We start from the raw sequence: 24,273 nt of genomic DNA, 5'->3' as shown, positions 1-24,273 counted from the left end.
CTCCTTTTTCTTGGTGGTGGGGTCGTGCACTGTTATCCGGTAAAAGTTGAGGTGCTTCCGCGCTCGATCAGGCGATGGGGCAAGATTCGGGGAGTCGGGCCGTCGGAAAGGTCTTGGGTGGCGAGCAGGCGTTCAACGGCCAGCTCCCCCATCCGCTCGAGCGGTTGCGCAATGGTGCTGAGGGCCGGATGCACGTGCTGCGAGGTGCGCGTGTTGTCGAAGCCCAACACCGAAATATCGTCGGGAACCCGCCGCCCCATCCGCTGCAGTTCATTGACGACCGCTGCCGCCATCTCGTCGCTGAGAGCGAAGACCGCGGTGAGGCCAGCGTCCTGATTCAACAACCGGGCTAACGCCGGGGGTGCCGAGTCATAGAGCGAATTGCCCGACTCAAGCACGGGGGTCAATTTCGCTTCTGTCATCGCTCTCAAATAGCCACGAATCCGCAGCTTGTTGACGAGAACGGATGACGGATCGCCGGCCAGTAAGCCGATGCGCCGATGGCCGAGCCCGATCAAAAAACGGGTGCCATCGTAGGCCGCAACTTCGTCATCGATCGCGAGACTCGGAAAACGTTGACCATCGCGAATGGCCACCGACATGAGCGGAACGCTCGAGCCCAGAACGCGCCGCATCTCTGGGGTCACCGCGGCAGAAATCAGGATCACGCCAGCAGCGCGGTAGGTGCGCAACGTACGGAGGTAGCTCGCCGCGTAGGTCGAGCTTGGCCCGGTGCGACCCAGCATCACCGAATAGCCACGCAAACGTGCCGCCGCTTCGACACCGCTCATGATTTCCGATGCGAGCGCATCCGATACCACCGGCGCCAGAACTCCGATCACTGATGTCTGCTTCGTCTTGAGACCACGTGCGAGAGTATCGGGTTCGTAGTTGAGCTCAGCGATCGCTTCTTCGACTCGCTGTTGGGTCTCCGTCGAATAGCCGACGAGACCATTGACGACACGCGAAACGGTGGCTGGCGATACTCCTGCGACTCGAGCGACGTCTCTAATGGTCGTCATATGCCCCTCCTTTGGGTGCGTGCTCAGCGGAGTACGTAATCGTTTGCGTTGCCTACGCTGAAGAGATTAGGGAAGGAGTTCTACGTTACGCAAACGTTTACTAAACAGCACTTTGCGGGAGATGTACGACGGTGGTGGCGCTATGCGGTCGCGTTGTTCCGAACGGCTGTGAATCCGGAGCCATCGTCGGGAAGCTAGCCGCGCAGCTCGGCAATCCGCCGATCGAGGTGATGTTGCTCGGCTGTGTTCGTGGCAAGCTCGCGCGCTCGGGCGAAGGCGATAGCCGCGGCATCCGCGTCACCGGCACGCACGAGCAGTTCGGCGCGCGCGGCCCAATACAGATGATAGTTATCGAGCCCGGTGACCTCATCGAGCAGACGCAGACCGGCATCTGGCCCATCAGCCATCGACACCGCGACGGCACGGTTGAGGGCGACGACCGGAGAGCCACCCGTCATCGCCAGCAGCACCGAATAGGCGGATGCAATGGCCGGCCAGTCGGTGTCGGCGGCGGTGCGCGCGGTGGCATGGTGGCGCGCGATCACCGCTTGGGTTTGGAACGGTCCCGGCTGCAGCCGACTGAGGGCGCCGCGGAGCAGCCCGTTGGCTTGCTCGATGAGCTCGCCGTCCCAGCGGGTGCGATCTTGTTGCTCGAGGAGAATAAGCTCATCGCCTCGAAAGCGAGTGTCGTGGCGGGCGCGAGCATAGAGCTCGAGCGACAGCAGCCCTTCGACTTCGGCGTTGCCCGGGAGCAGTTCGCGTGCGGTGATAGTGAGGCGGATTGCTTCTTCCACGAGATCGATGCGGGCACCGGCCCCGCTCCCCCGCGAGAGATAGCCCTCGTTGAAAATCAGGTACACGACGGTAAGCAGGGCATCGACTCTCGATGTGAGGTCTTCGGGGATGCTGAGCGGGATGCCGGCGTCACGAATCTTGCGCTTTGCCCGCACGATCCGCTGAGCGAGGGTCTGCTCGGGCAGCAAGAACGCTGCGGCGATCTCGGCTGTCGTGAGCCCGCCGACGAGCCGCAGGGTCAGCGCCACTTGGGTGTCTCGACCCAGCGCCGGGTGACAACAGAGCAGCAGCAACCGCAGGTGTTCGTCGCCCGAATAGTGAGCATCGTCAATCATCTCGGGCGCCTCCTCATCGTTGCCGCTGTGCGCGCCGCTGCCGCTGTTGCGCTCTGCGGCCAGCACGAGATCAGGCGCTGCCCGCGCCAATCGTCGAGCAGCGGAGGCGTCTCGCCGTACGCGGTCGACGGCACGATTGCGCGCGACCGTGTAGAGCCACGCAGCAGGGTTGTCGGGAACGCTGCTCCAATTAAGGGCTTCGACAAGCGCATCCTGCACGGCATCATCGGCAATGTCGAGCCCAAAGCGGTGCGCGAGAAGAGCGAGCACATGTGCGCTCTCCTCACGCGCCAGGCGGGTGACCGCCTCTGAGTTGTCGGGCACGCTACGAGGGCACCACCGGGCGAACCTCGAGCGAGCCGGCCGGAATCGGAACCTCAGCAGCAAGCGCAAGCGCCTCATCGAGATCCTTGGCTTCCACAATGTAGAAGCCACCGAGGTGTTCCTTGGTCTCAGCAAACGGGCCATCAACGATGGTGTCGCCTGCCCCATATGCCCGACGGATCGTGGTCGCGGTTTCGATGCCCTGGAGCTGGTCGGCGGCAACATAGTGACCGCCATCAATCAGCTTCTGGTTGTACGCCATCCACGGCGCCATCGTGTCTTCGAATCCGGGCTCTCCCGGGTTCGGGCCATCCATGGGTTCAGAATGAATCAGGATCATATACTGCATGTTTTTCTCCCTAGCCGATCTGTGAAGTGTGGCCGAAGAGGCCGACAACGACGGACATGACGATGAGAACTGCGTGCAGCCAACACTAATCATGTCGTTTCGGGGCCGGGGATTTCCCTGCCCTCACTGACATGACGCAGGGCACGTGCCGAATCGACACGTGCCCTGCAAAAAACTTCAGAAAAGTTATTAGACGCCAACCGGCTTCGGCTGGCTGGGGTGCGGCTCGTCTTCGAACGATGCCTGCGCCTTCCACATTTTGACCTTCATATCTGCTTCGACTTCGGCGTATTCGGCCGTTCCGTAGACGTTGTTGAGTTCGTCGGGATCGGTTTCGAGGTCGTACATTTCCCACTCGGAAGGGTACGAGAACGGCCCGGTTCCAGGCACTCCGAGCCCGTCGTTGTAGAAGAAGATCAGCTTGTAGCGGTCGGTGCGGTAGCCGTAGTGGGCGGGCGCGCGGTGGAAGACATCGTCGTTCTCCCAGTAGCGGTAGTACATGCCCTCGGCGGGTTCGACATCCGGAACTTCGATGAGGTCTGGCCACAGGCTGCGGCCCTGCATCCGTGGGTGGTGTTCCACACCGGCCGCATCGAGGATGGTCTGCGCGAGGTCTACGTTGGTCACGATGCCCTCGTACGACTTGCCCGCTGCAAGTTGCGCGGGGTAGCTGAGAACGAACGGCATCCGCAGCGATTCTTCGTACATGAAGCGCTTATCGAACCAGCCGTGGTCGCCCAAGAAGAAGCCCTGATCTGAGCTGTACATGAGCAGGGTGTCGTCGAAGTCGCCGCGCTCCTTGAGCCAGTCGGTGACACGGCCAACGTTGTCGTCGACCGAGGCAACGCACGCGAGGTAGTCCTCCATGAAGCGCTGGTACTTCCACAGGGCGAGCTCGTCGTAGGTGAGCCCCTCGGGTGGCGTCTGCTTGAGGTCGTCTTCGTTGAGGTTTTCGGCGATGCGCATCGCGGCCCGGCGAGCGGATGACGTGCGCGTCTCATAATCGTCGGTAAAGGTGGCAGGAACCGGGATGGGGTCGGAGTACATACCGGCGTGCTTCTCATCGGGCTCCCACGGGCGGTGCGGTGCCTTGTGATAGATCAGAACGCACCACGGGTCGTCACCCTCGAGCTCGTCAACCCACTTGAGTGACAGGTCGGTGATCACGTCGGTGGCATAGCCGGGAACCGTGCGCAGCCCATCCGGGTTCAAGAATTTCGGATCGTGGTACTCGCCCTGCTCAATGAGCACATCCCAGTAATCAAAGTTCTGGGGGTCAGCTTCTCCGCCATCCCCCATGTGCCACTTGCCGACTATGGCCGTGCGGTAGCCCGCCTCTTTCAGCTGGGAGATGAAGGTCGGCTGGCTGGCGTCGATCGGGGTGACGAGCGTGCTGACACCGTTGATGTGGCTATATGTCCCCGTGAGAATGGATGCCCGGCTCGGCGAACACAGCGAGTTGGTCGCGAAACAGTTGTCGAGTTTCCATCCCAGCTGGGCGATCTCGTCGATGCGCGGAGTCTGGTTGACGACCGACCCGTAGGCGCCGATCGCATGCGAGGCGTGATCGTCGGTGAGGATCATCACGATGTTGGGGCGGCGCGTTGCTTTGTCAGTCATAGGTGTTCTTTCGTCGTTCAGCGTGGCGCGTCTTAGAGCGCAGACATGTCGATCGGAACCCAGGTTCCGACCTCCATGGAGCGGTACGCGGCATCAATGATTGCGTTGTCGATGTAGCCATCGGCAAAGGTTTGGCGCGGCTCGACGCCGGCGCGGTAGCACTCCACGAAGTGGGTGAGTTCTCCGTGGTAGCCGTAGACCCACGGCTCGTCTGGCACCGGGGTGATCCAACCGGTGGCGGCTCCCGCTTTTTCGACGACGTAGTCGGCGGGCTTTCCCGCGAAGGCACGGATTCCCGTATTGCCGGTTTCGTCGGTGCCGATCCAGCCCGCGGTTCCGTGAATCTCGTTGCGCACATCCAGTCCGGCGATGTGGCCCCAGCTCACTTCGACCTGAGCCATGCGGTCATCCTCAAAGCGGATGAGCGCTACAGCGGTGTCTTCAGTCTCAACGTCGTCGCGCGAGAGTCGTGCACCCCACGCGAAGACTTCCTTGGGAGCGGTGTCGTAGCCGATGAACCAGCGCCCGATGGCGACACAGTGGCAGCCGAGAGCGCGCAGTGGTCCGCCGCCAGAACGCGATGCGTCGCGAGCGTGCTTGTGCGGATGCCCGTGGGATTCCCGCGCTCGAACCGAAGTCACTCGGCCAACGGCGCCGGCATCCACGAGTTCTTTCGCTTTCACGAGGCCCGGAGCAAACACTTCCGTTTCGGCATAAGCGTGCCAGACGCCTGCCTCACGAACGAGTCGCAAGCACTCCGCGGCTTCGGCAGAGTTACGGCCAAGCGGCTTGGTGCAAATGATGCCCTTGCCCGCTGCCGCCGCAGCGGCAACGACTGCAACGTGTTGGTCTTGAGGGAGCGCGACGATGACGATATCGACATCGTCGCGCTCCACGAGTTCAGCGACAGTGGAGACGACAACCGGAATGCCGAAGCGTTCCGCGAATGCTGCCCCCGACTCCGCCGAGCGTGCCGCAACAACCGTTACGTCATGCCCGCGGATGCTGCCGAATGCTCGAAGGTAGAAGTCGGCTACGAAGCCGGCGCCCACGATCCCTATTCGGACCGGAGCACCGGTCCCTAGCCGACCGGTCACTTGAGGTTGTCTTTTGCTGTGGCGAAGAGGTCGACGTTGATGAAGTCCTCTGGGGCTGCAGCTTCATCGGTGGTCAGGCGACCGACCTCGACGAAGAGCTGCGTGAAGGCACCGAAACGCTCAAACGTTGATCCGTCGGCGTTGTCGGCCAGAATCTGGTCAGACGTCCACCATTCGAGGCCATCTGCCTGGCTCTGGAGCTGGTCAGCGGGGGCACCCGAGAGCGCAGCTGACAAAGCAACAGTGTCTTCGGTGTCAGAGATGCGGTAGTCGTTGGCCTGGATGAAGACCTCGAGGAAACGCGTGAGAGCTTCGCTCTTGTCCGCAATTGCATCGTTCGACGCAACCCAGGCACCCAAGAATTCAGTTTCGGGGAAGTCAACGTTGTTAGCGATGATTTTCGCGTCGGGAACCGACTCGAAGATTTGATCGCTTAGCGGCGAGAAAATTGCGGCTACGTCGATCTGGCCGGCAACGAATGCCGAAACAACGCTCGGCGGGTCCAGCGGGATGCGCTCAATGTCAGCTTCGGTCAGTCCGGCTTCTTCGAGCGCAAGCGCGAGAATCATTTCTCCGGAGCCACCGTCAGGAACTCCCACTTTCAAGCCCTTGAGGTCCTTCATCGAAGTCGCTCCCGATGCGGGAGAAGCGATGAGGTAGTCGCCAAAGGTGCTCTCGTTCGGGGTGATTACGGTGCCTTGACCTGAGGCGGGCATCCACATGGCGCCGCCACCGATGTAGCCGACGTCGAGCGATCCGCTGGCCATAGCCTGAATCTGGGTCGGGCCGTTGGTGAAGGGAATGAGGTTGACGTCGAGACCAGCCTTGGTCCAGAGATCTTGGTCGTCTGCAACGGCGATGATGCCAACGCCGTTGATGCTGGTGTCGATGTAACCGACGTTGATGGAGACTGCGTCATCGCCGGCTTCCGTGCTGCCGGAGTCCGTTGCGCAACCGGTCAACGCGAGAGCAAATGTTGCGGCGACTGCTGCCGCACCGAGCATTTTCTTCTTCATGGGGCGTCCTTGCCTGTGATTGGTGATTGGTGATTGGTGATGAGTGATTGGTAATGAGTGGTTGGGTCATTCGTGGTGGTGCACTCCGCGCCAGACTCTGGCGCGAATTTCGGCAAACTCGGGAGAGAGCCGAATCTCCTCCCCGCGGGGATACGCGAGGGGAACGTCGATAATTTCGCTGATGCGACCGGGGCGGGGGCTCATGACAACCACGCGGCTAGCGAGGTACACGGCTTCGTCAACGTCGTGCGTGATGAACACGACGGTGCGCTTCTCTTTCTGCCAGGTCTCGAGCAGGTCATCCTGCATCTGCACCCGGGTGAGGGCGTCAAGCGCACCGAATGGCTCGTCCATGAGCAGCACCGATGGATGCACGGCATAGGCCCGCGCGATAGCCGCACGTTGCTTCATTCCGCCCGAGAGTTCCTTGGGCAACGCGTTGGCGAAGTCCTGAAGGCCGACGAGGCTCAAGTAGTGCATGGCTCGCTCGGCCCGCTCCTTCTTGGGAACCTTCTGGAGGCGAAGCCCAAACTCAACGTTCTCTTGAGCGGTGAGCCACGGAAACAAGGCGTACTGCTGAAAGATCACTCCGCGGTCGGGGCCGGGGCCTTTGACGGGTTCGTCGTTGACGAGCACTTGGCCCGAGGTGGGCATGAGCAGTCCGCCGACGAGGTTGAGCATCGTGGACTTGCCGCAGCCACTTGGCCCAACGAGGGTGATGAATTCGCCCTGTTCGACGTCAAGGCTGACGTTGTCGAGGCTGACAGTGCGGCCTCGCTCGGTGTTGTAAATCTTGGTGACGTCTTTGATCGAGATGAGAGGCATCAGCGAGTCTCCTGCCAGCGGGTAAGTCGCCGTTCGGCGAGGAGAAGTAAACGGTCCATGATGAAGCCGAGGGCACCGATCATGATGATTCCGACGACGATGCGATCGGTTTGAAGGAATTGCGCAGCCTGTTGCATCATCCGGCCGAGGCCAGTGGGCGCTGCAATCAATTCCGACGCGACGAGCGTCGCCCAGGAGGCACCGAGTGCAACGCGCATTCCGACGAAAATGAACGGGGTGGATGCCGGAATCACCACGCGGGTGAAGATCGTGAAGTCTTTGGCACCCAGCACTCGCGCGGCGTTGATGAGCGTGACATCCACGTTTCTCACGCCCTGGAAGGTTGCGAGCACGCACGAGAGGAAGGCGGCGAGGAAGATGACGAAGACCTTGGCAGGCTCGCCAATTCCGAGGATCACGATGACGAGCGGGATGAGCGCGAGCGGCGGGATGGTGCGGAAGAACTGAATCCACGGTTCGAGCATTCCGCGAGCAAGCCAGTACCAGCCCATCAGGAATCCGGCCGGAATTGCTAGCGCAACGCCAAGAAGAAAGCCGGTGGTGACGCGACTGAGACTCGTTATGGTGTGGCCCCAGAGGGTTCCGTTGCCGATGAGTTCAGCGAAGCTGGCAACCACGTCAACCGGGGTCGGGATGAGGTCATTGCGCGAAAGTACCGCGCTCAACGTCCAGATCCCGATCCCTACGAAGAACGTGAGAACGTACAGTCCTTTGAGAGAACGCTCGCCCTTTTCGGTGTCCTCTGCAACGACTGTGGGTGTTGTCATTGTTAGGGCCTCTGGCTCGGCCTTGTGTGCACTCATGTCGCGATCCTGTTCGACGTCATTGTCCGGTCCTCTTCAGTTGGTAGGGAAGTTATGGGTTAGATGTAGAAGTAGCGTTCCAACGCAGCGGTTCCGCCACCAAGCACTCCCGCGTACATGCCGAGCGATGATGGCTCGATACGAACGAGGGGGCGGATGAGCGGAAAGACCTGTTGGCGGGTCTGCTCGGTAAGGCGCTCGAAGAATGCCTGCGGCACCTCGGCGAGCGCACCTCCGAGCAAGATCACGTCGGGGTTGAGCAGGTTCACGATGGCCGACATCGCTGTGGCCAGTTGCGTGATGATCGTGTCGATGGATGCTCGGGCGATGTCGTTCGTGTCGGCGGCGGCGTAAAGCGCGGTGAGGGCTCCCCCGCCGTTTGCTGAGATTCCGGCTGCGATGAGCTGGCGCTGTAGGGCACCTTCGCTCACGATAGTTTCGAGGCATCCGTTTCCCCCACAGACGCAGGCAATCCCGTTGTCGATCACGTGCAGGTGGCCCAGCTCGATGGCGCCGCGAACTCCGCCAGCGAAGGGTTGCCCTTCAACGACGAGGCCGGCTCCGAGGCCAGTTCGCAGGTAGATTAACGCAACGCTGCCGAGGTCTTTGGCGACCCCAAAGCGGGCTTCGGCGAGCGCCATCGATCGTACGTTGTGCTCAACGGTGACGGGAAGTCCCGTCAGGGGCTCCAGAATGTCGGCGACGGGAACGTCACGCCAGTCGAGGTTGATGGGGAGCAGGATGCTCCGGCCGGCGATGTCGACGGGGCCAGGCACTGCGACGCCGACTCCGATGACCATCGACGGGTCATATTCCGATGACGCAATAAGTTGGTTGATCGCAGCGGCAGCTTCGACCATTACGTCGGCGGCTGGAGTCTCGATCTCGTAGTTGAGCGAGCTGGATGCCATGGTGCCGCCCAGGAGGTCAATGAGACCGAGTTGAACGAAGCCGACTCCGACTTGAACGCCGACGACGACGAATGCATCGCGAACGATGGATATCTCGGTGGCCGGGCGACCGAGCTTAGTCGGCGAGATGGAGTTGCCTTCGACAATCACGCCTTCGTCGACTAGTTGGCTGACGGCACGCGTGATGGTTGTCGGGCTGAGGTGAGCTCGACGAGCGAGTTCGATTCGCGGCAATGGCCCGTTGTCGCGCAGCATCGTCAGGACTTGGGCACGTACAGACGTTGCCTCGTCGAATCTACTTCCGGCTTCATTGCTCACTTAGAGAAAATAACTCTGCCAGAGGAGGAAAGTCAAGCCGCGAGGTAACGAAAGCGCATCGCTGAGGGCTATCTCGCGGCCTGCGGAAACCCCACACGAATGCACAATAGCCCCCGGGTTTCCGGGCATCCGAACACAAAAAATGGGGACCTGCGCTAGGCGCGGATCCCCGTGAATCTTGCTACGAAATTATGCAACAGGAGGCGTAAGAACACGATCGATGAGGTACACGCTGGCGTTGAAACGTAGTCGTCCACCTTCGGCTCGTCAGCACTCCTCTGCACAACGAAACGGGCCCCCGATCCAGCTGGATCGGGGGCCCGTTTCGTGCGCGAGAGTTACCTACGGGGTGGGGGTGGGCTCGGGCGTTGGAGTGGAGCTTTCGATGAAGTCGTCGTTGGCAGCCTGAGCGACGAACGCTTGGAAACTGACGAGGTCGTTTACTGCACCCTCGTACTTAATTCCGTTGACGAGAACCGTGGGGGTTCCGGTCACTTGAGCTACATCAGAGTTGGGGATGGGGCCCGCAAGTGCACGGGCCGTTGAGTTTGCGACCCACGACTTGAACGTCTCGTCATTGATGCATTCTGTGACGGCAGCGACATCGTCAACACCAGCGGTGCCGAGCAGCGTGACGAAGTCATCATCACTCAAGCCTGTGGTATTTTCCGCCGGCTGGATGTCTTCTGACAGCAACAGCTTGTGGAACGCGTAGAACTCGTTGGGCGAGGAGTCTGCAACACACGCGACAGCATTTACTGCCCGCGAGGAGTAGCGCTCACCGAGCGAGAAGCGGTCAAGAATGGTGATGGGGTGGACTTCGAGGGTTGCCGCGCCATTGTCTACGAGGCTCTCGATGTACTCGCCGTTCGCCGCTTCAAAGTCTCCACAGATGGGGCAGAGGTAGTCGACATACATCTGAATGTCGAGAACTCCGGACTCTTCGTCACGATCGTTCGCGATGGGCTCAGCATCTGCCGCGAGTGCCGCGGTAGGCGTCGCGATGAAGCCCTGACTCAACTGGACGCCATCGCTGGCAAAGTTCTCGGGGCCTGGGCCTGCAGGCTGGTTCGAGTTGACGAGCACGAGGGCAATGACGGCAACAATCGCAACGAGGGCGAGTCCGACTCCACCCTGAAGGTACAGCTTGGTGCGGCGATCTTTCTTCTTTTGTTCGTCACGCTGGATGCGGGCTTTCTCACGAGCCGCTTCTCGTCGCTCATTCTTGCTGAGTCGGCTGTCGCCGGAATTGCCGTTGCTCAATCGAACCTCATCTGCCGTATTTATCGCTGTGTCGGGCACCAGAAAAGACGGCGCACTTGTCGAATTCTAGGAGCAATCTCTGGGAATTGCCCAACTGAATCCTGAGACGAGCGGTTCCGGCTGCGATAGCAGCCGGTTAGCTGACCCCCAAAAGAGTGCAATAATGACCCAACGCGGTTTCGACCGCTGTCCATCACTCGGATCGTCCGGCACGTACCTGCCGGTGAAGGAGAATAATAGAACAATGGCGTCTGTAACTTTTGACAATGCAACACGTCTCTACCCGGGATCAACGATCCCCGCTGTAGACAAGCTGAATCTTCACGTAGAAGACGGCGAATTCCTCGTACTGGTCGGCCCCTCGGGTTGCGGCAAGTCAACTAGCCTTCGCATGCTTGCTGGCCTCGAAGAGGTCAACGATGGCAGCATCCTTATCGGCGACCGCGACGTCACTGACGTTCCGCCGAAGGACCGCGACATCGCCATGGTCTTCCAGAACTACGCTCTCTACCCCCACATGACGGTTGCAGAAAACATGGGCTTCGCGCTCAAGATCGCCGGTATCAACAAGGAAGAGCGCGCAGCTCGCGTACTTGAAGCAGCGAAGCTTCTCGACCTCGAGCCTTACCTCAGCCGCAAGCCCAAGGCCCTCTCGGGTGGTCAGCGTCAGCGTGTTGCCATGGGTCGCGCTATCGTTCGCCAGCCTCAGGTGTTCCTCATGGACGAGCCGCTGTCGAACCTTGATGCCAAGCTGCGCGTTCAGACGCGTACGCAGATCGCGAGCCTTCAGCGTCGCCTCGGAGTCACCACGGTTTATGTGACTCACGATCAGACCGAAGCGCTCACCATGGGTGACCGCATTGCAGTTCTCAAGGATGGCCTCCTCCAGCAGGTTGGTACTCCTCGCGACCTGTACGAAGCACCGCAGAACATTTTCGTTGCTGGCTTCATTGGCAGCCCAGCCATGAACCTGTTCAGTGTCGACATCGTCGACGGTGGCCTTCAGTTCGGCGACACTGTTGTGCACGTTGACAGCGAGACCCTTGGCGAGACTGACGCGAAGACCGTCACTATCGGTATTCGCCCCGAGGACGTGATCATCTCGACCTCTGGTGACGGACTTCGGGTTGAAGTCGACCTCGTCGAAGAGCTCGGCGCTGACGGCTACCTCTTTGGTCACGCTCAAATCAAGGGCGAGCGTGTTGATATCGTCGTTCGCGTCGATGGCCGCTCACACCCGAACGCCGGCGATGAGGTCTTCCTGACCCCTGAGCCTCACCACGTTCACGTCTTCGACACCGAGACTGGCCTCCGCCTGACCAAGAAGCCTGTCGTCGCGAGCTAGTTCCCGCTTTACAATCGAGCCCGTCAACGTCGAACAATGTTCGGATGCGTTGGCGGGCTCGTTTCAGCTTAAGGAAACGTGAATGTCTGGTTCAGTCAACATCACCGCGGCCATAGTCGATCCCGCGCTCTTGGATCTTCCGTGGGAATTGCCGCTCGAGCTCTGGCCCGATGATGCGATCGCGACCCTCCCTAAGGGAATTTCGCGTCACCTGGTTCGCTTCGCGAATCTCAGCGGCTACATTGTGGCCATCAAAGAGACCTCAAGTGAACTCGCGAAGCGCGAGTACGAAATGCTGCGCACTCTGCAAAAGCTTGATGTCCCGTGCGTGGATCCTCTCGCGATCATCACGAACCGCACGGCGGCCGATGGCGAAGAACTCAAGTCAGTGCTCGTTACCCGGCACTTGCGGTTCTCCCTTCCCTATCGCGCCGTGTACTCCCAAAGCTTGCGCCCCGAAACTGCTCGCCGCCTCGTAGACGCTCTCGCAGTGCTGCTGGTTCGCCTCCACATTGTTGGTTTCTTCTGGGGCGATGTATCACTCTCGAATACCCTGTTCCGTCGAGACGCCGGCGCTTTCGCCGCCTACTTAGTGGATGCCGAGACGGGCCAACTGTATGACCGGCTGTCAAACGGTCAGCGCGAAAACGACCTTGAGATCGGTCGCGTCAACATTGCCGGCGAGCTACTTGATCTGCAGGCCGGCGGTCGCCTGTCGCAAGATATCGACCCTGTTGAAATCAGCAACGGTATCCTCGCGCAGTACCGCACTCTCTGGCAAGAGCTCACGGGCTCTGAGCGCTTCGACCACTCCGAGCGTTGGCGTATCAACCAGCGAGTTGAACGTCTCAATGCCCTCGGTTTCGATATCGAAGAGCTCGCGATCAAAACTGAAGACTCTGGCACGCGCGTGCGCATCCAACCCAAAGTTGTGGATGCCGGACACCACTCACGGCGACTACTGCGCCTTACCGGTCTCGACGCTCAGGAGAATCAGGCCCGCCGCCTGCTCAACGACATGGATTCGTACCGTGCCGCTTTCGACAAGCAAGATATGGACGAAGAGATGTTGGCCCATGAGTGGGCTGCTCGCGTCTTTGAGCCCGTGATTCGCGCCATTCCGAAGGGACTGCGCGGAAAGCTTGAACCGGCCGAGATCTTCCACCAGCTGCTCGACCACCGCCGCCAGCTCGCTCAAGATTCGGGCCGCGACATTCCTTTAGCCGAAGCTGTCGGTAGCTACGTCGAGAACGTGCTGCAGTTCCGCCGCGACGAGGCCACCATGATCAATCCGCCAACGGGTGCCTTTACTTCGCCGATCACTATCCCCGGCAGCGAGCTCGACGACAATGAAGATGACGATTCAGCCGACGGCAACGACTGGCGCCTCACCGTTTAGGACAACAGCTGCTCGAGACCGCGACCGGTCACATGCTCGAACACGAGGTTCGTTTCCGTGTGGGAAACAGCGGGGTGACTCGCCAAATACGTCAGCATGAAGTCGCGCAGCTCTGCCGCGCTATGAGCGGCAACATGCAGCAGGTAGTCGTCGGCACCGCCGGTGTGGAAGAACGCCAGCACGCCAGGCCAGTGCGGAGCAGCGCTGCGGAAGGCATCCACATCTTCGCGCACATGTTTCACGAGCTTGATAGAGATGAGTGCTTGCACGCTCATACCGAGCTTGGCGACATCGATGTCAGCGTGAAAGCCACGAACATAACCTTCGTCGTGCAGGCGGCGAAGTCGCTGGGAAACTGTCGACTCTGCCACTCCCGCGGCTGACGCGAGCGCTGAACCCGACATTCGGGCATTCGTCGCAAGGCTGGCAAGGATCGCCCGGTCAATCGAGTCGATGGGCAGGGTTCTGGGTGCGGTCACGGTGGCCTCCTTGCCCGCAGTTTATGCGGAATACGTCATGTTTGGTGAAGATGTTGCATCAGAGTTGATTTCTGGCGAAGTTTCTGCTGATATCAAGACATGCTGCCACACGATATCCACCTCGAAACTCTTGCTGTTCACGCAGGAATGGAGGGCGTTCAGGAATCTGGCCAACACGTTCCCTCTATCGACCTGTCGACAACCAACCCCCTTCCCAATGTCGAGGAAGGCGGAGACTCTTACGAGAACCTCGCCGGAGGAAACCCCATCATCGATGGCCACTCCGCCGTTTACCAGCGCCTGTGGCAGCCTGGTGTTGCGCGCTTCGAAGATAGCCTCGCTGCGTTAGAAGGCGCTGAAGCCGCCGTCGCGTACGCCAGCGGCATGGCGGCTCTCGCCGCAGTGCTCATCTCCATCGCCTCCGCCGGTCGACCTCACGTTGTTGGCGTTCGCCCACTGTATGGCGGAAGCGACCACGTGCTCGACAACGGATTGCTCGGCACGACCGTCACGTGGGCCGACGCCGACTCTGTTGCGGAGGCGATTCAGGCTGATACCGGACTCGTTGTTATCGAGTCCCCCGCCAACCCCACGCTTGAGCTCGTCGACATCAAGAAGATCATCGCAGCGGCAGGCAACGTTCCTGTTCTCGTTGACAACACCTTCGCGACTCCCGTGTTGCAACGCCCTATCGAACTCGGTGCCGCCATGGTGCTGCACAGTGCGACCAAGTACCTCGGCGGCCACGGAGACGTCATGGGCGGCGTCATCGCTACCAGTGAAGCTCACGCCAAGAGCCTTCGCAACGTTCGCGCCCTCACCGGTGGCGTTTTGCACCCCTTTGCCGCGTACCTGCTGCACCGCGGATTACGCACTCTGCCCCTGCGAGTGCGCGCCCAACAAGAAACCGCGGGAGAACTTGCTCGCCGTCTCGACGGGCATCCCGCGCTCGCTCGCGTGCTCTACCCCGGCCTGCCGGGTCAGGACCCTGCCGGCCTTATCGGCACACAGTCAGCGGGAGCCGGTTCGCTGATCGCTCTGGATTTGGCCGGCGGCTACGACGCTGCAGCCAAGTTCACCGAGTCGGTGAAACTCATCACCCATGCGGTCTCGCTCGGCGGAATCGACACTCTGGTGCAGCACCCAGCATCGCTCACTCATCGTCCGGTCGCCTCGGAGGCAAAGCCGGGAGCCGGTATCGTGCGCATCTCGATCGGTCTTGAGCACGTCGAAGACCTCATGAACGACATCACCGCCGCACTGGATGCCGTGAGCGGCACGTAGCCACACTCGCGCTATCTCAGCCAAAGCAAAGAGCCGCTGTTCCCGAAGGAACAGCGGCTCTTTGTCGCTCTAAATGAACTACTTCTTCTTCTTGCGAGCTGCTTGACGCAGCTTCGAGATCTCGTACAGCGTGACACTGGCAGCAATTCCCGCGTTGAGCGACTCAGTCGCTGCACTGATCGGGATTGAGACAATTGCGTCACAGTTCTCGGTGACAAGACGCGACAGCCCTTTGCCTTCGCTACCGACAACGATCAACACGGGTTCTTTTGCCAAGGGAAGCGAAGGAAGCGATACATCCCCATCGCCGTCAAGACCAAGCACGAAGACTCCGCGCTTCTTGTACTCCTTGATCATCTGCGTGAGGTTGTTCGCCATAGCAACAGGGGTGCGAGCGGCAGCGCCGGCAGAGGTCTTCCACGCGGATGCCGTCATGCCGACCGAGCGACGCTGCGGAACAATAACGCCCTGGCCACCAAACGCGGCAACCGAGCGCACGATAGCGCCGAGGTTCCGAGGATCAGTGATGCCGTCGAGGGCGACGAGCAGCGGAACTTGGCCGCGAGCCTCCACCTTGTCGAGCAGCTCCATTGGATGCGCATACTCATACGGCGGCACCTTGAGGGCGAAGCCCTGGTGCACAGAATCGAAACCGGCAAGGCGGTCGAGTTCTGGACGCATTACCTCGAGCACCGCAAGGTTGCGAGCAGTAGCGAGTTTCAGGATCTCTTTGACACGGTCGTCATATTCGATCCGCGCGGCCATGTACAGAGTGTGAGCGGGAATTTTAGCGCGCAACGCCTCAAGTACTGAGTTGCGACCGGTGACCATCTCCGACTCATCGGCAGACTTTGCTACGCGCGACCGGCTGGGCTGGCTCGGACGCTGGCCGCCCTCGGAGGGCTTGCCGCTGTTACGGCGGGTTCCTCCGGCCGCTTCATAGCGCTCGGCAGCAGCTTTGCGCTTGCCCGCGGGGTGATACGGACGGTCTTCTGCTTTGGGGGTGGGCTTACGACCTTCGAGAGCTTGACGTCCCTGGCCTCCCGAGCCGACCTGGGGGCCCTTGCGGCCCTTGCGGACCGCTCCTGCGCGGGGTGTGTTAGCTGGGTTTTTCACGAGTGTTGCTCCTGTCGGAAGCGCCGATTATTCACGGCAAGCTCCAATGCGATCCGGTCGAGTCATCCTCTACAGTGATGCCCGCCGCTGATAGTTCATCACGGATTCGGTCCGCAACAGCAAAATCCTTTGCTGAGCGGGCCGTATTGCGATCCTCAATGAGTTTCTCAACCAGTGCTGACAGTGCAGCAACGGCCGGTTCTGAACGATCAGAACCCCATCGTGGATCTAGTGGGTTGATACCCAAGACCTGTGCCATCGCGACCACTTGTGATCGCGCGGTGGCGACTGCCGCGAGATCTCCATCGTCGAGCGCGGCATTGCCTGAACGAATTGTATCGTGAACTACGGCAAGTGCCTGCGGCACCGCAAGATCGTCATCCATTGCTTCGGCAAAGTCATCCGGAACCTCGTTGAGGTTGGCGACATCGAAGCGGGTATCGCGCAGTCGACGGGTCGCGCGCTCAATGAACACTTCAAGGCGTTCGAATGCAGCCTCAGCTTCATCGAGCGAACCATCGGTGTAGTCGATTGTTGAACGATAGTGGGCCGCCCCCAGCAGGTAGCGAACAACGATGGGACGGGCGGCATCCAGCAGATCACGGGCAAAAACCGAGTTGCCAAGCGACTTCGACATCTTCTGGCCATTCACATTGACCATGCCGTTGTGCACCCAGTGTCTCGCGAAATCATCGCCAGCTGCCGTTGACTGTGCGAGTTCGTTCTCGTGATGCGGGAATCGCAGATCGAGGCCACCACCGTGGATATCGAACGCACCGCCCAAATACCGGCGAGACATGGCAGAGCATTCAATATGCCATCCCGGACGCCCGTCACCCCAGGGCGACGACCAGGATGCTGACTCCGGTTCGGCGGGCTTGCTTCCCTTCCACAGCGCAAAATCAGGGGCGTTGCGTTTGGAACGCGGATCGGCATCTGTGGCAGCAACCATGTCGTCAGGGCTCTGGCGAGTGAGCTCACCATAGGTAGGCCACGACTGGGTATCAAAGTAGACATCGCCGGAGTCATCTGCGGCTGCATAGGCGTGGCCACGCTCGATGAGTTTCGCGATCAAGTCGCGCATCTCAGAGATATTCGCGGTAGCGCGCGGTTCGTAGGTCGGCGGCAGAATGCCGAGTTCGTTGTACCCAGCGGTAAATTCGAGTTCAGTTCGGTAGGCAAGCGCCCACCACTCTTCAGTCGAGCCGCCAGCCGCGGCATCCACTGCCTTGCTCAAAATCTTGTCGTCGATGTCAGTGACATTGCGCACCAGAGTGACGTCGAGGCCACGGTACATTAGCCAGCGGCGCCAAATGTCGTAGACGAGCGCCGAGCGAAGATGTCCAATATGAGGTGCGGACTGCACCGTGGGGCCGCACACGTAGATACCTACTTTGCCCGGCTCACGGGGTTCGAGGTCGACGAGGCTGGCACTCCGAGTGTCATACAGGCGAATAGTCACTGAGCAAGTTTAGCGACCGTCGCTGGGTATTGCGTGGCCTGAAAGAGAGCACGGGGAAGGTTGACTCCCCCGCACTTCACCCCATCAATTTGTGTAGGTGTAGAAACCTCGTCCTGAGGCAACACCCAAGTAACCCTTGTCGATGTATTCCGCCTTCATCCACTCGGCAAAACGCTTCGTATTCTCGTCGCCGTTGGACATGATGTTGTACGGAGTCGTCAGCCCGATCACGTCGAAGATCTGGAACGGGCCCATAGGGGCTCCGGTAGCAATGCGCCACGTGTTGTCGACATCCGCGGGCTCCGCGTAGCCGTCAGCAGCGAGTTCAGCGGCAGCATTGAGGAAGGGGACCAGCAAAGAGTTGAGTACGTAGCCAGCCTTTTCCTTGTGGATCGGAATCGGAACCATTCCGATTTCTGACGCGAATTCAACCACCGCGTCGAAGACGGCAGGATCAGTGTCGCTCGTGCCCATGACCTCGGCAGTGTTGAACTTCCAGATCTGGTTGGCGAAGTGCAGCGCCAAGAATTTGTCGGCGCGACCGGTGGAATCCTTGATATCGCTGGGGAGCAACGTTGAGGAGTTCGTTGCGAAAATTGTGTGCTCTGGGGCAAGTTTTCCCAGCTCGGCGTAGGTGGACTTCTTGAGGTCCAAAATTTCGGGGATCGCTTCGATAACGAGATCGGCGTCTTTGACGGCGTCGGCGAGATCGTGGGAGTACCGCACTCGTGTGAGCGCGTCTTGAGCCTTGCCGTCTGCTGCGCCGTCTACACCGTCAGCCACATACGTGCTCACCAAGCCGTCGAAACGTGCGCGTGCCTTCTCGAGCGCGTCTTCGTTAATGTCATAGGCCACTACCTCGAAGCCGCTGAACGCGGTCTGGAATGCGATTTGTGATCCGAGTACGCCAGTTCCCAAGACTGTTACCTGGTGAATGTCTGTCATCGTGTCCTCTTCCCTTCAGTGCTTCGGTCCGGCCCGCTTGGGCCGGTACCAGCATCTGACTCTGACACTACGCCTCGGCAGTCAGCGCTCGCTTAGTGCGGGCTGAACGTGGGCTGACTGCACTCCGAGTGCTCGCGGGGAAACTGTTATTCGGCCGAGGAGAGTAGCGAGACGAGTTCGTCAAGTACAGCATCGGCCCCGTCGTCGTCTGACGCGAGGGTGACTGTCTCACCCTGAGCGACACCGAGCGAAAGCACCATGAGAATACTCGCCGCATTCACGACAGTGTCACCCTTCGCGACGGTGATCTTTAGGCCGCTCTTGCCCGCGGCCTCCGCAAAGAGGGCGGCTGGGCGTGCATGCAGCCCGGCGGGGGAAGCGACTATGGCGGTGCGTTCTGACATTCTGGGCCCTTTCGAATTGCGTGTTTACGACCGTGCGCGCACGAGAGCGGTAGCGATGGCTGCCATACCTTCTCCGCGACCGGTGAACCCTAAAGCGTCAGTGGTCGTGCCGGCAACGCTGACTGGCGCTCCGAGGATGCCCGTCAGGAGAGTTTCGGCTTCGACCCGGCGACGGGAAATAATCGGGTGGTTACCCACTATTTGCACGGCAACGTTAGCGACTTCGAATCCAGCTTCCTGAAGTAATCGAAGCGTTTCGCTCAAAAAGACGTCGCCATGCGCTGCAGCGAACCTCGGGTCGCTGGTGCCGAAGACGCTGCCGAGGTCCCCAAGACCCGCTGCGGCGAGCAGAGCGTCGCAGATGGCGTGTGAGACTACATCTCCGTCGCTGTGACCTCGGAGACCGACCTCGTCTGGCCAGTGCAGCCCCGCGAGCCACAGTGGCTTGGTGTCGTCGTAAGCATGCACATCGGTGCCGGTTCCGACGCGAACGTCCGTAGCCGTGGGCGTCATGAACAACTGCTCGGCTCGGCGCAGCTCCCACGCGGTGGTGATCTTGAACGACAAATGATCTCCAGCAATGATTGATACCGGATGCCCGGCTGCCGCCACAACGGCGGCGTCGTCAGTGAACTCTTCTTGAGCGGCCTCGTGTGCGGCCACCAGCAATGCGCGAGGGAACCCCTGCGGAGTTTGGACTGCGGTCAGCGTTGAACGATCAACGGTCTCGATGATCTGGCCATTGCCATCAGTGCGCTTGATGGTGTCGGTGACGGGAAGCCCCGGAACAACACCGGCGCCAGATTTGCGCACTTCGACCACTACCGAATCGAAAACGGCGCTCGGAGTGAGCGGGCGAGCTGCGTCGTGCACAAGCACTATCTCGACTGTCGACTGCAGCAGCTTCAGGGCAGCGACAACGGAGTCTTGACGCGTTGAACCGCCAACAATGACGCTGACGGTACGACCATCGTGTGCCGGAACATCTCGAATCAGTTGCTCGGCAACATCAACGAACGATCGCGGCACCGTGACAATAATTTGCGCTGGTTCCGCCATCCCAAAAACGCCGTCGAGTGCTCGACTGAGATTGGGGCGCCCCGCAAGCGGGACGAACGCTTTTGGCTCTTTATGCCCGAGACGCGTGCCGCTGCCAGCGCCCACGACGATGACCGCAACGCGGGGTTCGATAGTTGTGCTCATGCGCGAGACAGCGAGTACCGGAGAAGTTAGGAAGCAAGCACTTCGTCAAGAACGAGCGATGCCTTGTCTTCGTCAGTCTTCTCGGCGAGAGCAAGCTCAGAAATAAGAATCTGGCGGGCCTTAGCGAGCATCCGCTTTTCTCCAGCAGAGAGGCCACGGTCTTGGTCTCGACGCCACAAGTCGCGAACTACTTCAGAAACCTTGATTACATCGCCAGAAGCGAGCTTCTCTAGGTTGGCCTTGTACCGGCGCGACCAGTTGGTCGGCTCTTCGGTGAACGGCGCGCGAAGCACCTCGAACACTGCATCCAGGCCTTCGCGACCGATTACGTCGCGCACACCAACGAGATCAACATTCTCGGCAGGAACCTCGATCGTAAGATCGCCCTGCGTTACGTTGAGCTTGAGATAAACCTTCTCTTCGCCCTTGATGGTGCGCTTCTTCACCTCAGTGATAGTTGCAGCACCGTGATGGGGATAAACGACAGTCTCGCCGACCTCAAACAACATGAATAGTGGTCCTCTCGAAGAAAACCCAGTTTACCACAGTAAAGGCATGGTAAGGGTTGCCTAACTAAGCGCTCCAACGCGGCTGTCGATAGTATGGCTGTGTGACAGTACGCACTCGCGCGACACGCGCCGCAACCTCCGCCCTCATTGCCGGCGCTCTCCTTGTGGGCACCGCCGGTTGTTCGTTCCTGACGCCGACCGCAACGCTCAACAAGTACGACCCGAGCGACGGCATTAGCTCCACCGTTGGCGACGTTGAACTCCTCAACGTTCTCGCCATCAGTAGCGACGATGACTCAAGCCTTAGCTTGATGATCACGATCGTCAATACAAGCTCCGCGAGCGGCAGCCTGACGATGCAATATGAGTCGAGCGAGGGTGAACGAGTCGACATCTCGAAGCCAGTGCCGAGCAGTGAAGTCAAGAGCTACGGCACCGAGGTCGACGGCAACACCATCCTGATCAGCGATGCTGGTGTCAGCGCCGGGCAACTGCTCCCGATCTACTTCCAGTACGGCAATGACAGCGGCAAAGAGTTACTCGTGCCCGTCATTTCCGGTGAGAACGTAATCTACGCCGACCTCGCTCCCGCTAACGCTCTCAGCGAATAGCCTCGACAAAGCGCGTCGGCGAGGGCCGCGGCTGCGCTAGAGATCTTCGAAGCGGTAACCGAGCCCACGCACGGTAACCAGCATCGTGGGCTGTGATGGAGTCTTTTCGATTTTCGAGCGGATGCGCTTGATGTGCACATCGAGAGTCTTTGTGTCACCAAAGTAGTCGGCACCCCACACCCGATCGATGAGCTGGCCGCGAGTAAGCACACGCCCACCGTTACGCAACAGCAGTTCAAGGAGCTCGAACTCTTTCAGCGGCATGCTCACGTTCGCGCCATCAACCGTCACCGTGTGACGTTCGACGTCCATACGCACTCCACCGGCTTCGAGTACCGAGTCGGGCTCGTCGATATCGTCAGCCCGACGGCGCAAGACCGCGCGGATGCGGGCCAAGAGCTCGCGAGTGGAATACGGCTTCGTTACGTAGTCATCCGCACCAAGCTCAAGGCCGACGACGATGTCCACTTCGCTGTCTTTTGCCGTGAGCATAATGATCGGAACGTTCGAGCGTGTGCGAATCTCCCGGCACACTTCAGTGCCCGATAGACCGGGCAACATCAGGTCGAGCAGCAGTACATCAGCACCGTTGCGATCGAACTCGGCAAGGCCAGCAAGGCCGTCTTCCATAATTGTCGTCTCGTAGCCTTCACGCTCCAATAAAAACGCCAAGGGCTCGCTGAGCGATGACTCATCTTCGACAATCAGGATTCGGGTCATGATTTTTCTCCAGTTGACTTTGCTACGTCGTGGTCGATTTCGGGCAATCTGATCGTGAACGTTGAGCCTTGGCCCACCTGCGACCACACACGGATGTCGCCACCGTGGTTCTGGACAACGTGTTTGGCAATGCTGAGGCCGAGTCCGCTGCCTCCCGTGTGCCGACTGCGCGCGGGGTCACTGCGGTAGAAGCGCTCAAAGACACGGTCGAGTTCGTCTTCGGGAATTCCCAGCCCCTGATCGGTAACGGCAATCTCGACGGCACCCGCCTTGCGGCGAACCCCAATGCCCACCCGGGTGTTCTCTGGCGAATACTGCACCGCGTTCGAGATGAGGTTGTCGAGGGCAAGCACCAGGAGCGTTTCGTCTCCGAAAACTTCGAGGTCAGTCTCTCCCCCACGCACGAGGGTTACGCGGTTGAAATCGGCAACAGCGCGGTTTTGGTCGATCGCGACGGCAAGCACAGTGTCGATATCTACAGAAGCAGCCTCAGCGAGGCCGTCAGCCGACTGTAGCCGTGAGAGTTCGATGATCTCTTGGGTGATGCGGGCAAGCCGGTGAGATTCCTTGGTGAGCCGCTTAGCGAAGCGAGTGACTTGTTCTGGCTCGTCTGAGGCGCTGACAAGTGCCTCAGCAAGCAGCCCAACGGCACCAATCGGCGTTTTGAGTTCGTGACTGATATTCGCCACGAAGTCGCGCCGCACGCTTTCGAGTCGATATGACTCAGTGCGGTCTTCGGCCAACAGCAGAACGTAGCGCGTGCCCAAGCGTGCCACCCGAACGAAAAGATAAATATTTGCGTCACCGAACGGACCGCGAGAGAGGTGCACTTCTTGGGCGATCGGTTCGCCAGTACGCCGCACTTGGTCGACGAACTCGACGAGTTCTGGATGCACGAGCGCGTGATTCCACACCAGACCGTAGGTGAGCGCAGCCTGCGATGCCTTCATGATGTTGTTCGAAGGATCAAGCACGATTCCCGCGGATTCCAATGCATCGATGACTTGATCAACGCCGTCCGGTACCGCAGACGAGACAACGTGAGCTGCGCGCTGGCCACGCTTAGCCGCTGCATAAATGATGATGGACATACCACCGCCAAGAAATACCCCGAAAGCGAGGGCGGCCGGCATAAGCCACGCAGAGTCCATAACGACTAGGTTAGTTACATCTGGAGCATCCACTTGCCGCAAGTTCGCGACGAGTGCTCACTTCAGCTAAAGTTCAGGCCGCCAACACCTGCTGTTAACCTGACGCAGGCAGGGTGGCCTAAGCCGTGCGGGCTTCGTCATGCCCGTATCGAAGGGACGTAGATAGCGTGCGCGAAGTATTCCAACAAGAACTACGCGAGGTACAAGACCGCCTCGTCGAAATTGCCAGCCTGGTGGCGGTCTCAATTGAGAACGCCACAAAAGCATTCAACGACTCAGACGTGTCGCTCGCCGAAACGGTGATCGCAGATGACGATGAAATTGATGTTGCGGCTGCAGAGCTCGACGAATTGGCGATCAACATCCTCGCTCGTCAACAACCAGTAGCTCGAGACTTGCGAATTGTAGTGAGCGCTCTGCGCATCAGTGCATCTCTCGAGCGCATGGGCGATATGGCTGAGCACATCGCTCAGCTTGCTCGTTACCGGTTCCCCGACAAGGTGGTGCCGAAGTCACTGCGCGGCACGTTCGCCGAACTCGGGGCACTCGACGTAGCAGTCGCTAAAAAGCTCGTAGAGCTGCTCAAGCACGAAGATGTACGCATTGCCGAAGAAATTCGCAATGACGACGACAGGATCGACGCGCTGCACTTGAGCGTGTTCGACAAGGTGCTCGGCGAGACCTGGAAGGGTGCAGCGGTCGATACCGTTGATGCCACTCTGGCGTCGCGTTACCACGAACGTTTCGCAGACCATGCGGTCTCGATCGCCAAGAAGGTGCAGTACCTGGCGACTGGTGACTGGGTTCCGACAGACGACTAACGCGATCTCACGCTGTGAGTGATTGCGACTCGAGAGAGTTGCCATCACGCGAAGAAGCCCCGCCGAGATTTCTCTCCGCGGGGCTTCTTGCGTGTCAACTAACGATCGAGCGCTAGGGCGCTACA

The 24,273-nt window shown here is 59.9% G+C and carries 24 protein-coding genes; 5 read left to right on the top strand and 19 right to left on the bottom strand.

Annotated features, from left to right (window positions below; all coding sequences use genetic code 11):
• Positions 1–32: 32 nt before the first annotated feature.
• The 10 genes from FFT87_RS05910 to FFT87_RS05865 form a co-directional block, all read right to left on the bottom strand.
• Entirely contained in the window at positions 33–1,022 is a 990-nt protein-coding gene (locus FFT87_RS05910; protein ID WP_219950398.1) for a LacI family DNA-binding transcriptional regulator, read from the bottom strand.
• A 194-nt stretch (positions 1,023–1,216) separates the two neighbouring features.
• Complete coding sequence (locus FFT87_RS05905) at positions 1,217–2,476, bottom strand: RNA polymerase sigma factor (protein ID WP_219950397.1); 1,260 nt, start codon at positions 2,474–2,476, stop codon at positions 1,217–1,219.
• A gap of 1 nt (position 2,477) precedes the next feature.
• On the bottom strand, positions 2,478–2,825 hold the full coding sequence (locus FFT87_RS05900; protein ID WP_219950396.1) for a YciI family protein: 348 nt from the start codon (positions 2,823–2,825) through the stop codon (positions 2,478–2,480).
• A gap of 189 nt (positions 2,826–3,014) precedes the next feature.
• Positions 3,015–4,445: a sulfatase gene (locus tag FFT87_RS05895; protein ID WP_219950395.1), complete on the bottom strand. Its 1,431-nt coding sequence runs from the start codon at positions 4,443–4,445 to the stop codon at positions 3,015–3,017.
• A gap of 32 nt (positions 4,446–4,477) precedes the next feature.
• Positions 4,478–5,497 carry a Gfo/Idh/MocA family protein gene (locus FFT87_RS05890; protein ID WP_219950394.1) on the bottom strand — a complete coding sequence of 340 codons (1,020 nt, stop codon included), beginning with the start codon at positions 5,495–5,497 and terminating at the stop codon, positions 4,478–4,480.
• Between the two features lie 41 nt (positions 5,498–5,538).
• Positions 5,539–6,558 (bottom strand): ABC transporter substrate-binding protein, encoded by a 1,020-nt coding sequence (locus tag FFT87_RS05885; protein ID WP_219950393.1) that lies wholly within the window; start codon positions 6,556–6,558, stop codon positions 5,539–5,541.
• A gap of 66 nt (positions 6,559–6,624) precedes the next feature.
• Positions 6,625–7,383 (bottom strand): ABC transporter ATP-binding protein, encoded by a 759-nt coding sequence (locus tag FFT87_RS05880; protein ID WP_219950392.1) that lies wholly within the window; start codon positions 7,381–7,383, stop codon positions 6,625–6,627.
• On the bottom strand, positions 7,383–8,171 hold the full coding sequence (locus tag FFT87_RS05875; RefSeq protein WP_219950391.1) for an ABC transporter permease: 789 nt from the start codon (positions 8,169–8,171) through the stop codon (positions 7,383–7,385). The genes FFT87_RS05880 and FFT87_RS05875 overlap by 1 nt, the downstream gene beginning before the upstream one ends.
• Positions 8,172–8,266: 95 nt before the next feature.
• A complete protein-coding gene (locus FFT87_RS05870) occupies positions 8,267–9,436 on the bottom strand; it encodes an ROK family transcriptional regulator (protein WP_219950390.1) in 1,170 nt (389 codons plus the stop codon).
• A 342-nt stretch (positions 9,437–9,778) separates the two neighbouring features.
• Positions 9,779–10,738, bottom strand: a complete 960-nt coding sequence (locus FFT87_RS05865) for a thioredoxin domain-containing protein (protein ID WP_219950389.1) — start codon at positions 10,736–10,738, stop codon at positions 9,779–9,781.
• 205 nt (positions 10,739–10,943) lie between these two features.
• On the opposite strand from FFT87_RS05865, the gene FFT87_RS05860 reads away from it, so the two are divergent.
• Both FFT87_RS05860 and FFT87_RS05855 read left to right on the top strand, forming a co-directional pair.
• On the top strand, positions 10,944–12,044 hold the full coding sequence (locus FFT87_RS05860) for an ABC transporter ATP-binding protein (protein ID WP_219950388.1): 1,101 nt from the start codon (positions 10,944–10,946) through the stop codon (positions 12,042–12,044).
• Positions 12,045–12,126: 82 nt separating this feature from the next.
• Positions 12,127–13,443 carry a DUF4032 domain-containing protein gene (locus FFT87_RS05855; protein ID WP_219950387.1) on the top strand — a complete coding sequence of 439 codons (1,317 nt, stop codon included), beginning with the start codon at positions 12,127–12,129 and terminating at the stop codon, positions 13,441–13,443.
• Here FFT87_RS05855 and FFT87_RS05850 read toward each other — a convergent pair.
• A complete protein-coding gene (locus FFT87_RS05850; protein ID WP_219950386.1) occupies positions 13,440–13,922 on the bottom strand; it encodes an Lrp/AsnC family transcriptional regulator in 483 nt (160 codons plus the stop codon). The genes FFT87_RS05855 and FFT87_RS05850 overlap by 4 nt on opposite strands.
• Before the next feature lie 99 nt (positions 13,923–14,021).
• Here FFT87_RS05850 and FFT87_RS05845 point away from each other — a divergent pair, with 99 nt between their 5' ends.
• The gene (locus FFT87_RS05845; RefSeq protein WP_219950385.1) at positions 14,022–15,206 is read left to right on the top strand and encodes a PLP-dependent aspartate aminotransferase family protein; all 1,185 of its coding nucleotides are present in this window, start codon (positions 14,022–14,024) and stop codon (positions 15,204–15,206) included.
• 78 nt (positions 15,207–15,284) lie between these two features.
• On the opposite strand, the gene rlmB is transcribed toward FFT87_RS05845, so the two are convergent.
• The 6 genes from rlmB to FFT87_RS05815 form a co-directional block, all read right to left on the bottom strand.
• A complete protein-coding gene (gene rlmB, locus FFT87_RS05840) occupies positions 15,285–16,322 on the bottom strand; it encodes a 23S rRNA (guanosine(2251)-2'-O)-methyltransferase RlmB (RefSeq protein WP_219950384.1) in 1,038 nt (345 codons plus the stop codon).
• 31 nt (positions 16,323–16,353) lie between these two features.
• Positions 16,354–17,784: a cysteine--tRNA ligase gene (gene cysS / locus FFT87_RS05835; protein ID WP_219950383.1), complete on the bottom strand. Its 1,431-nt coding sequence runs from the start codon at positions 17,782–17,784 to the stop codon at positions 16,354–16,356.
• An 84-nt stretch (positions 17,785–17,868) separates the two neighbouring features.
• Positions 17,869–18,729 (bottom strand): 3-hydroxyacyl-CoA dehydrogenase, encoded by an 861-nt coding sequence (locus FFT87_RS05830; protein ID WP_219950382.1) that lies wholly within the window; start codon positions 18,727–18,729, stop codon positions 17,869–17,871.
• Positions 18,730–18,875: 146 nt separating this feature from the next.
• Positions 18,876–19,133: an HPr family phosphocarrier protein gene (locus tag FFT87_RS05825; RefSeq protein WP_219950381.1), complete on the bottom strand. Its 258-nt coding sequence runs from the start codon at positions 19,131–19,133 to the stop codon at positions 18,876–18,878.
• A 24-nt stretch (positions 19,134–19,157) separates the two neighbouring features.
• Positions 19,158–20,336 carry a 2-C-methyl-D-erythritol 4-phosphate cytidylyltransferase gene (gene ispD, locus FFT87_RS05820; protein ID WP_219950380.1) on the bottom strand — a complete coding sequence of 393 codons (1,179 nt, stop codon included), beginning with the start codon at positions 20,334–20,336 and terminating at the stop codon, positions 19,158–19,160.
• 26 nt (positions 20,337–20,362) lie between these two features.
• On the bottom strand, positions 20,363–20,845 hold the full coding sequence (locus FFT87_RS05815; RefSeq protein ID WP_129072070.1) for a CarD family transcriptional regulator: 483 nt from the start codon (positions 20,843–20,845) through the stop codon (positions 20,363–20,365).
• A gap of 101 nt (positions 20,846–20,946) precedes the next feature.
• On the opposite strand from FFT87_RS05815, the gene FFT87_RS05810 reads away from it, so the two are divergent.
• A complete protein-coding gene (locus FFT87_RS05810) occupies positions 20,947–21,456 on the top strand; it encodes a hypothetical protein (RefSeq protein WP_219950379.1) in 510 nt (169 codons plus the stop codon).
• A 36-nt stretch (positions 21,457–21,492) separates the two neighbouring features.
• Here the strand turns inward: FFT87_RS05810 and FFT87_RS05805 are convergent, their stop codons facing one another.
• Both FFT87_RS05805 and FFT87_RS05800 read right to left on the bottom strand, forming a co-directional pair.
• Positions 21,493–22,176, bottom strand: a complete 684-nt coding sequence (locus tag FFT87_RS05805) for a response regulator transcription factor (protein ID WP_219950378.1) — start codon at positions 22,174–22,176, stop codon at positions 21,493–21,495.
• The gene (locus FFT87_RS05800) at positions 22,173–23,327 is read right to left on the bottom strand and encodes a cell wall metabolism sensor histidine kinase WalK (RefSeq protein WP_219950377.1); all 1,155 of its coding nucleotides are present in this window, start codon (positions 23,325–23,327) and stop codon (positions 22,173–22,175) included. The genes FFT87_RS05805 and FFT87_RS05800 overlap by 4 nt, the downstream gene beginning before the upstream one ends.
• Before the next feature lie 167 nt (positions 23,328–23,494).
• Between FFT87_RS05800 and phoU the strand changes: the two genes are divergently transcribed.
• Entirely contained in the window at positions 23,495–24,148 is a 654-nt protein-coding gene (phoU, locus tag FFT87_RS05795) for a phosphate signaling complex protein PhoU (RefSeq protein WP_219950376.1), read from the top strand.
• The last annotated feature ends 125 nt before the right edge of the window (positions 24,149–24,273 follow it).

Origin of the sequence: Salinibacterium sp. M195 (assembly GCF_019443965.1) — a bacterium.
Taxonomy (GTDB): Bacteria; Actinomycetota; Actinomycetes; order Actinomycetales; family Microbacteriaceae; genus Rhodoglobus.
The sequence above is the reverse complement of the archived record's forward strand: the minus strand, read 5'-3'. Positions and strand labels throughout refer to the sequence as shown.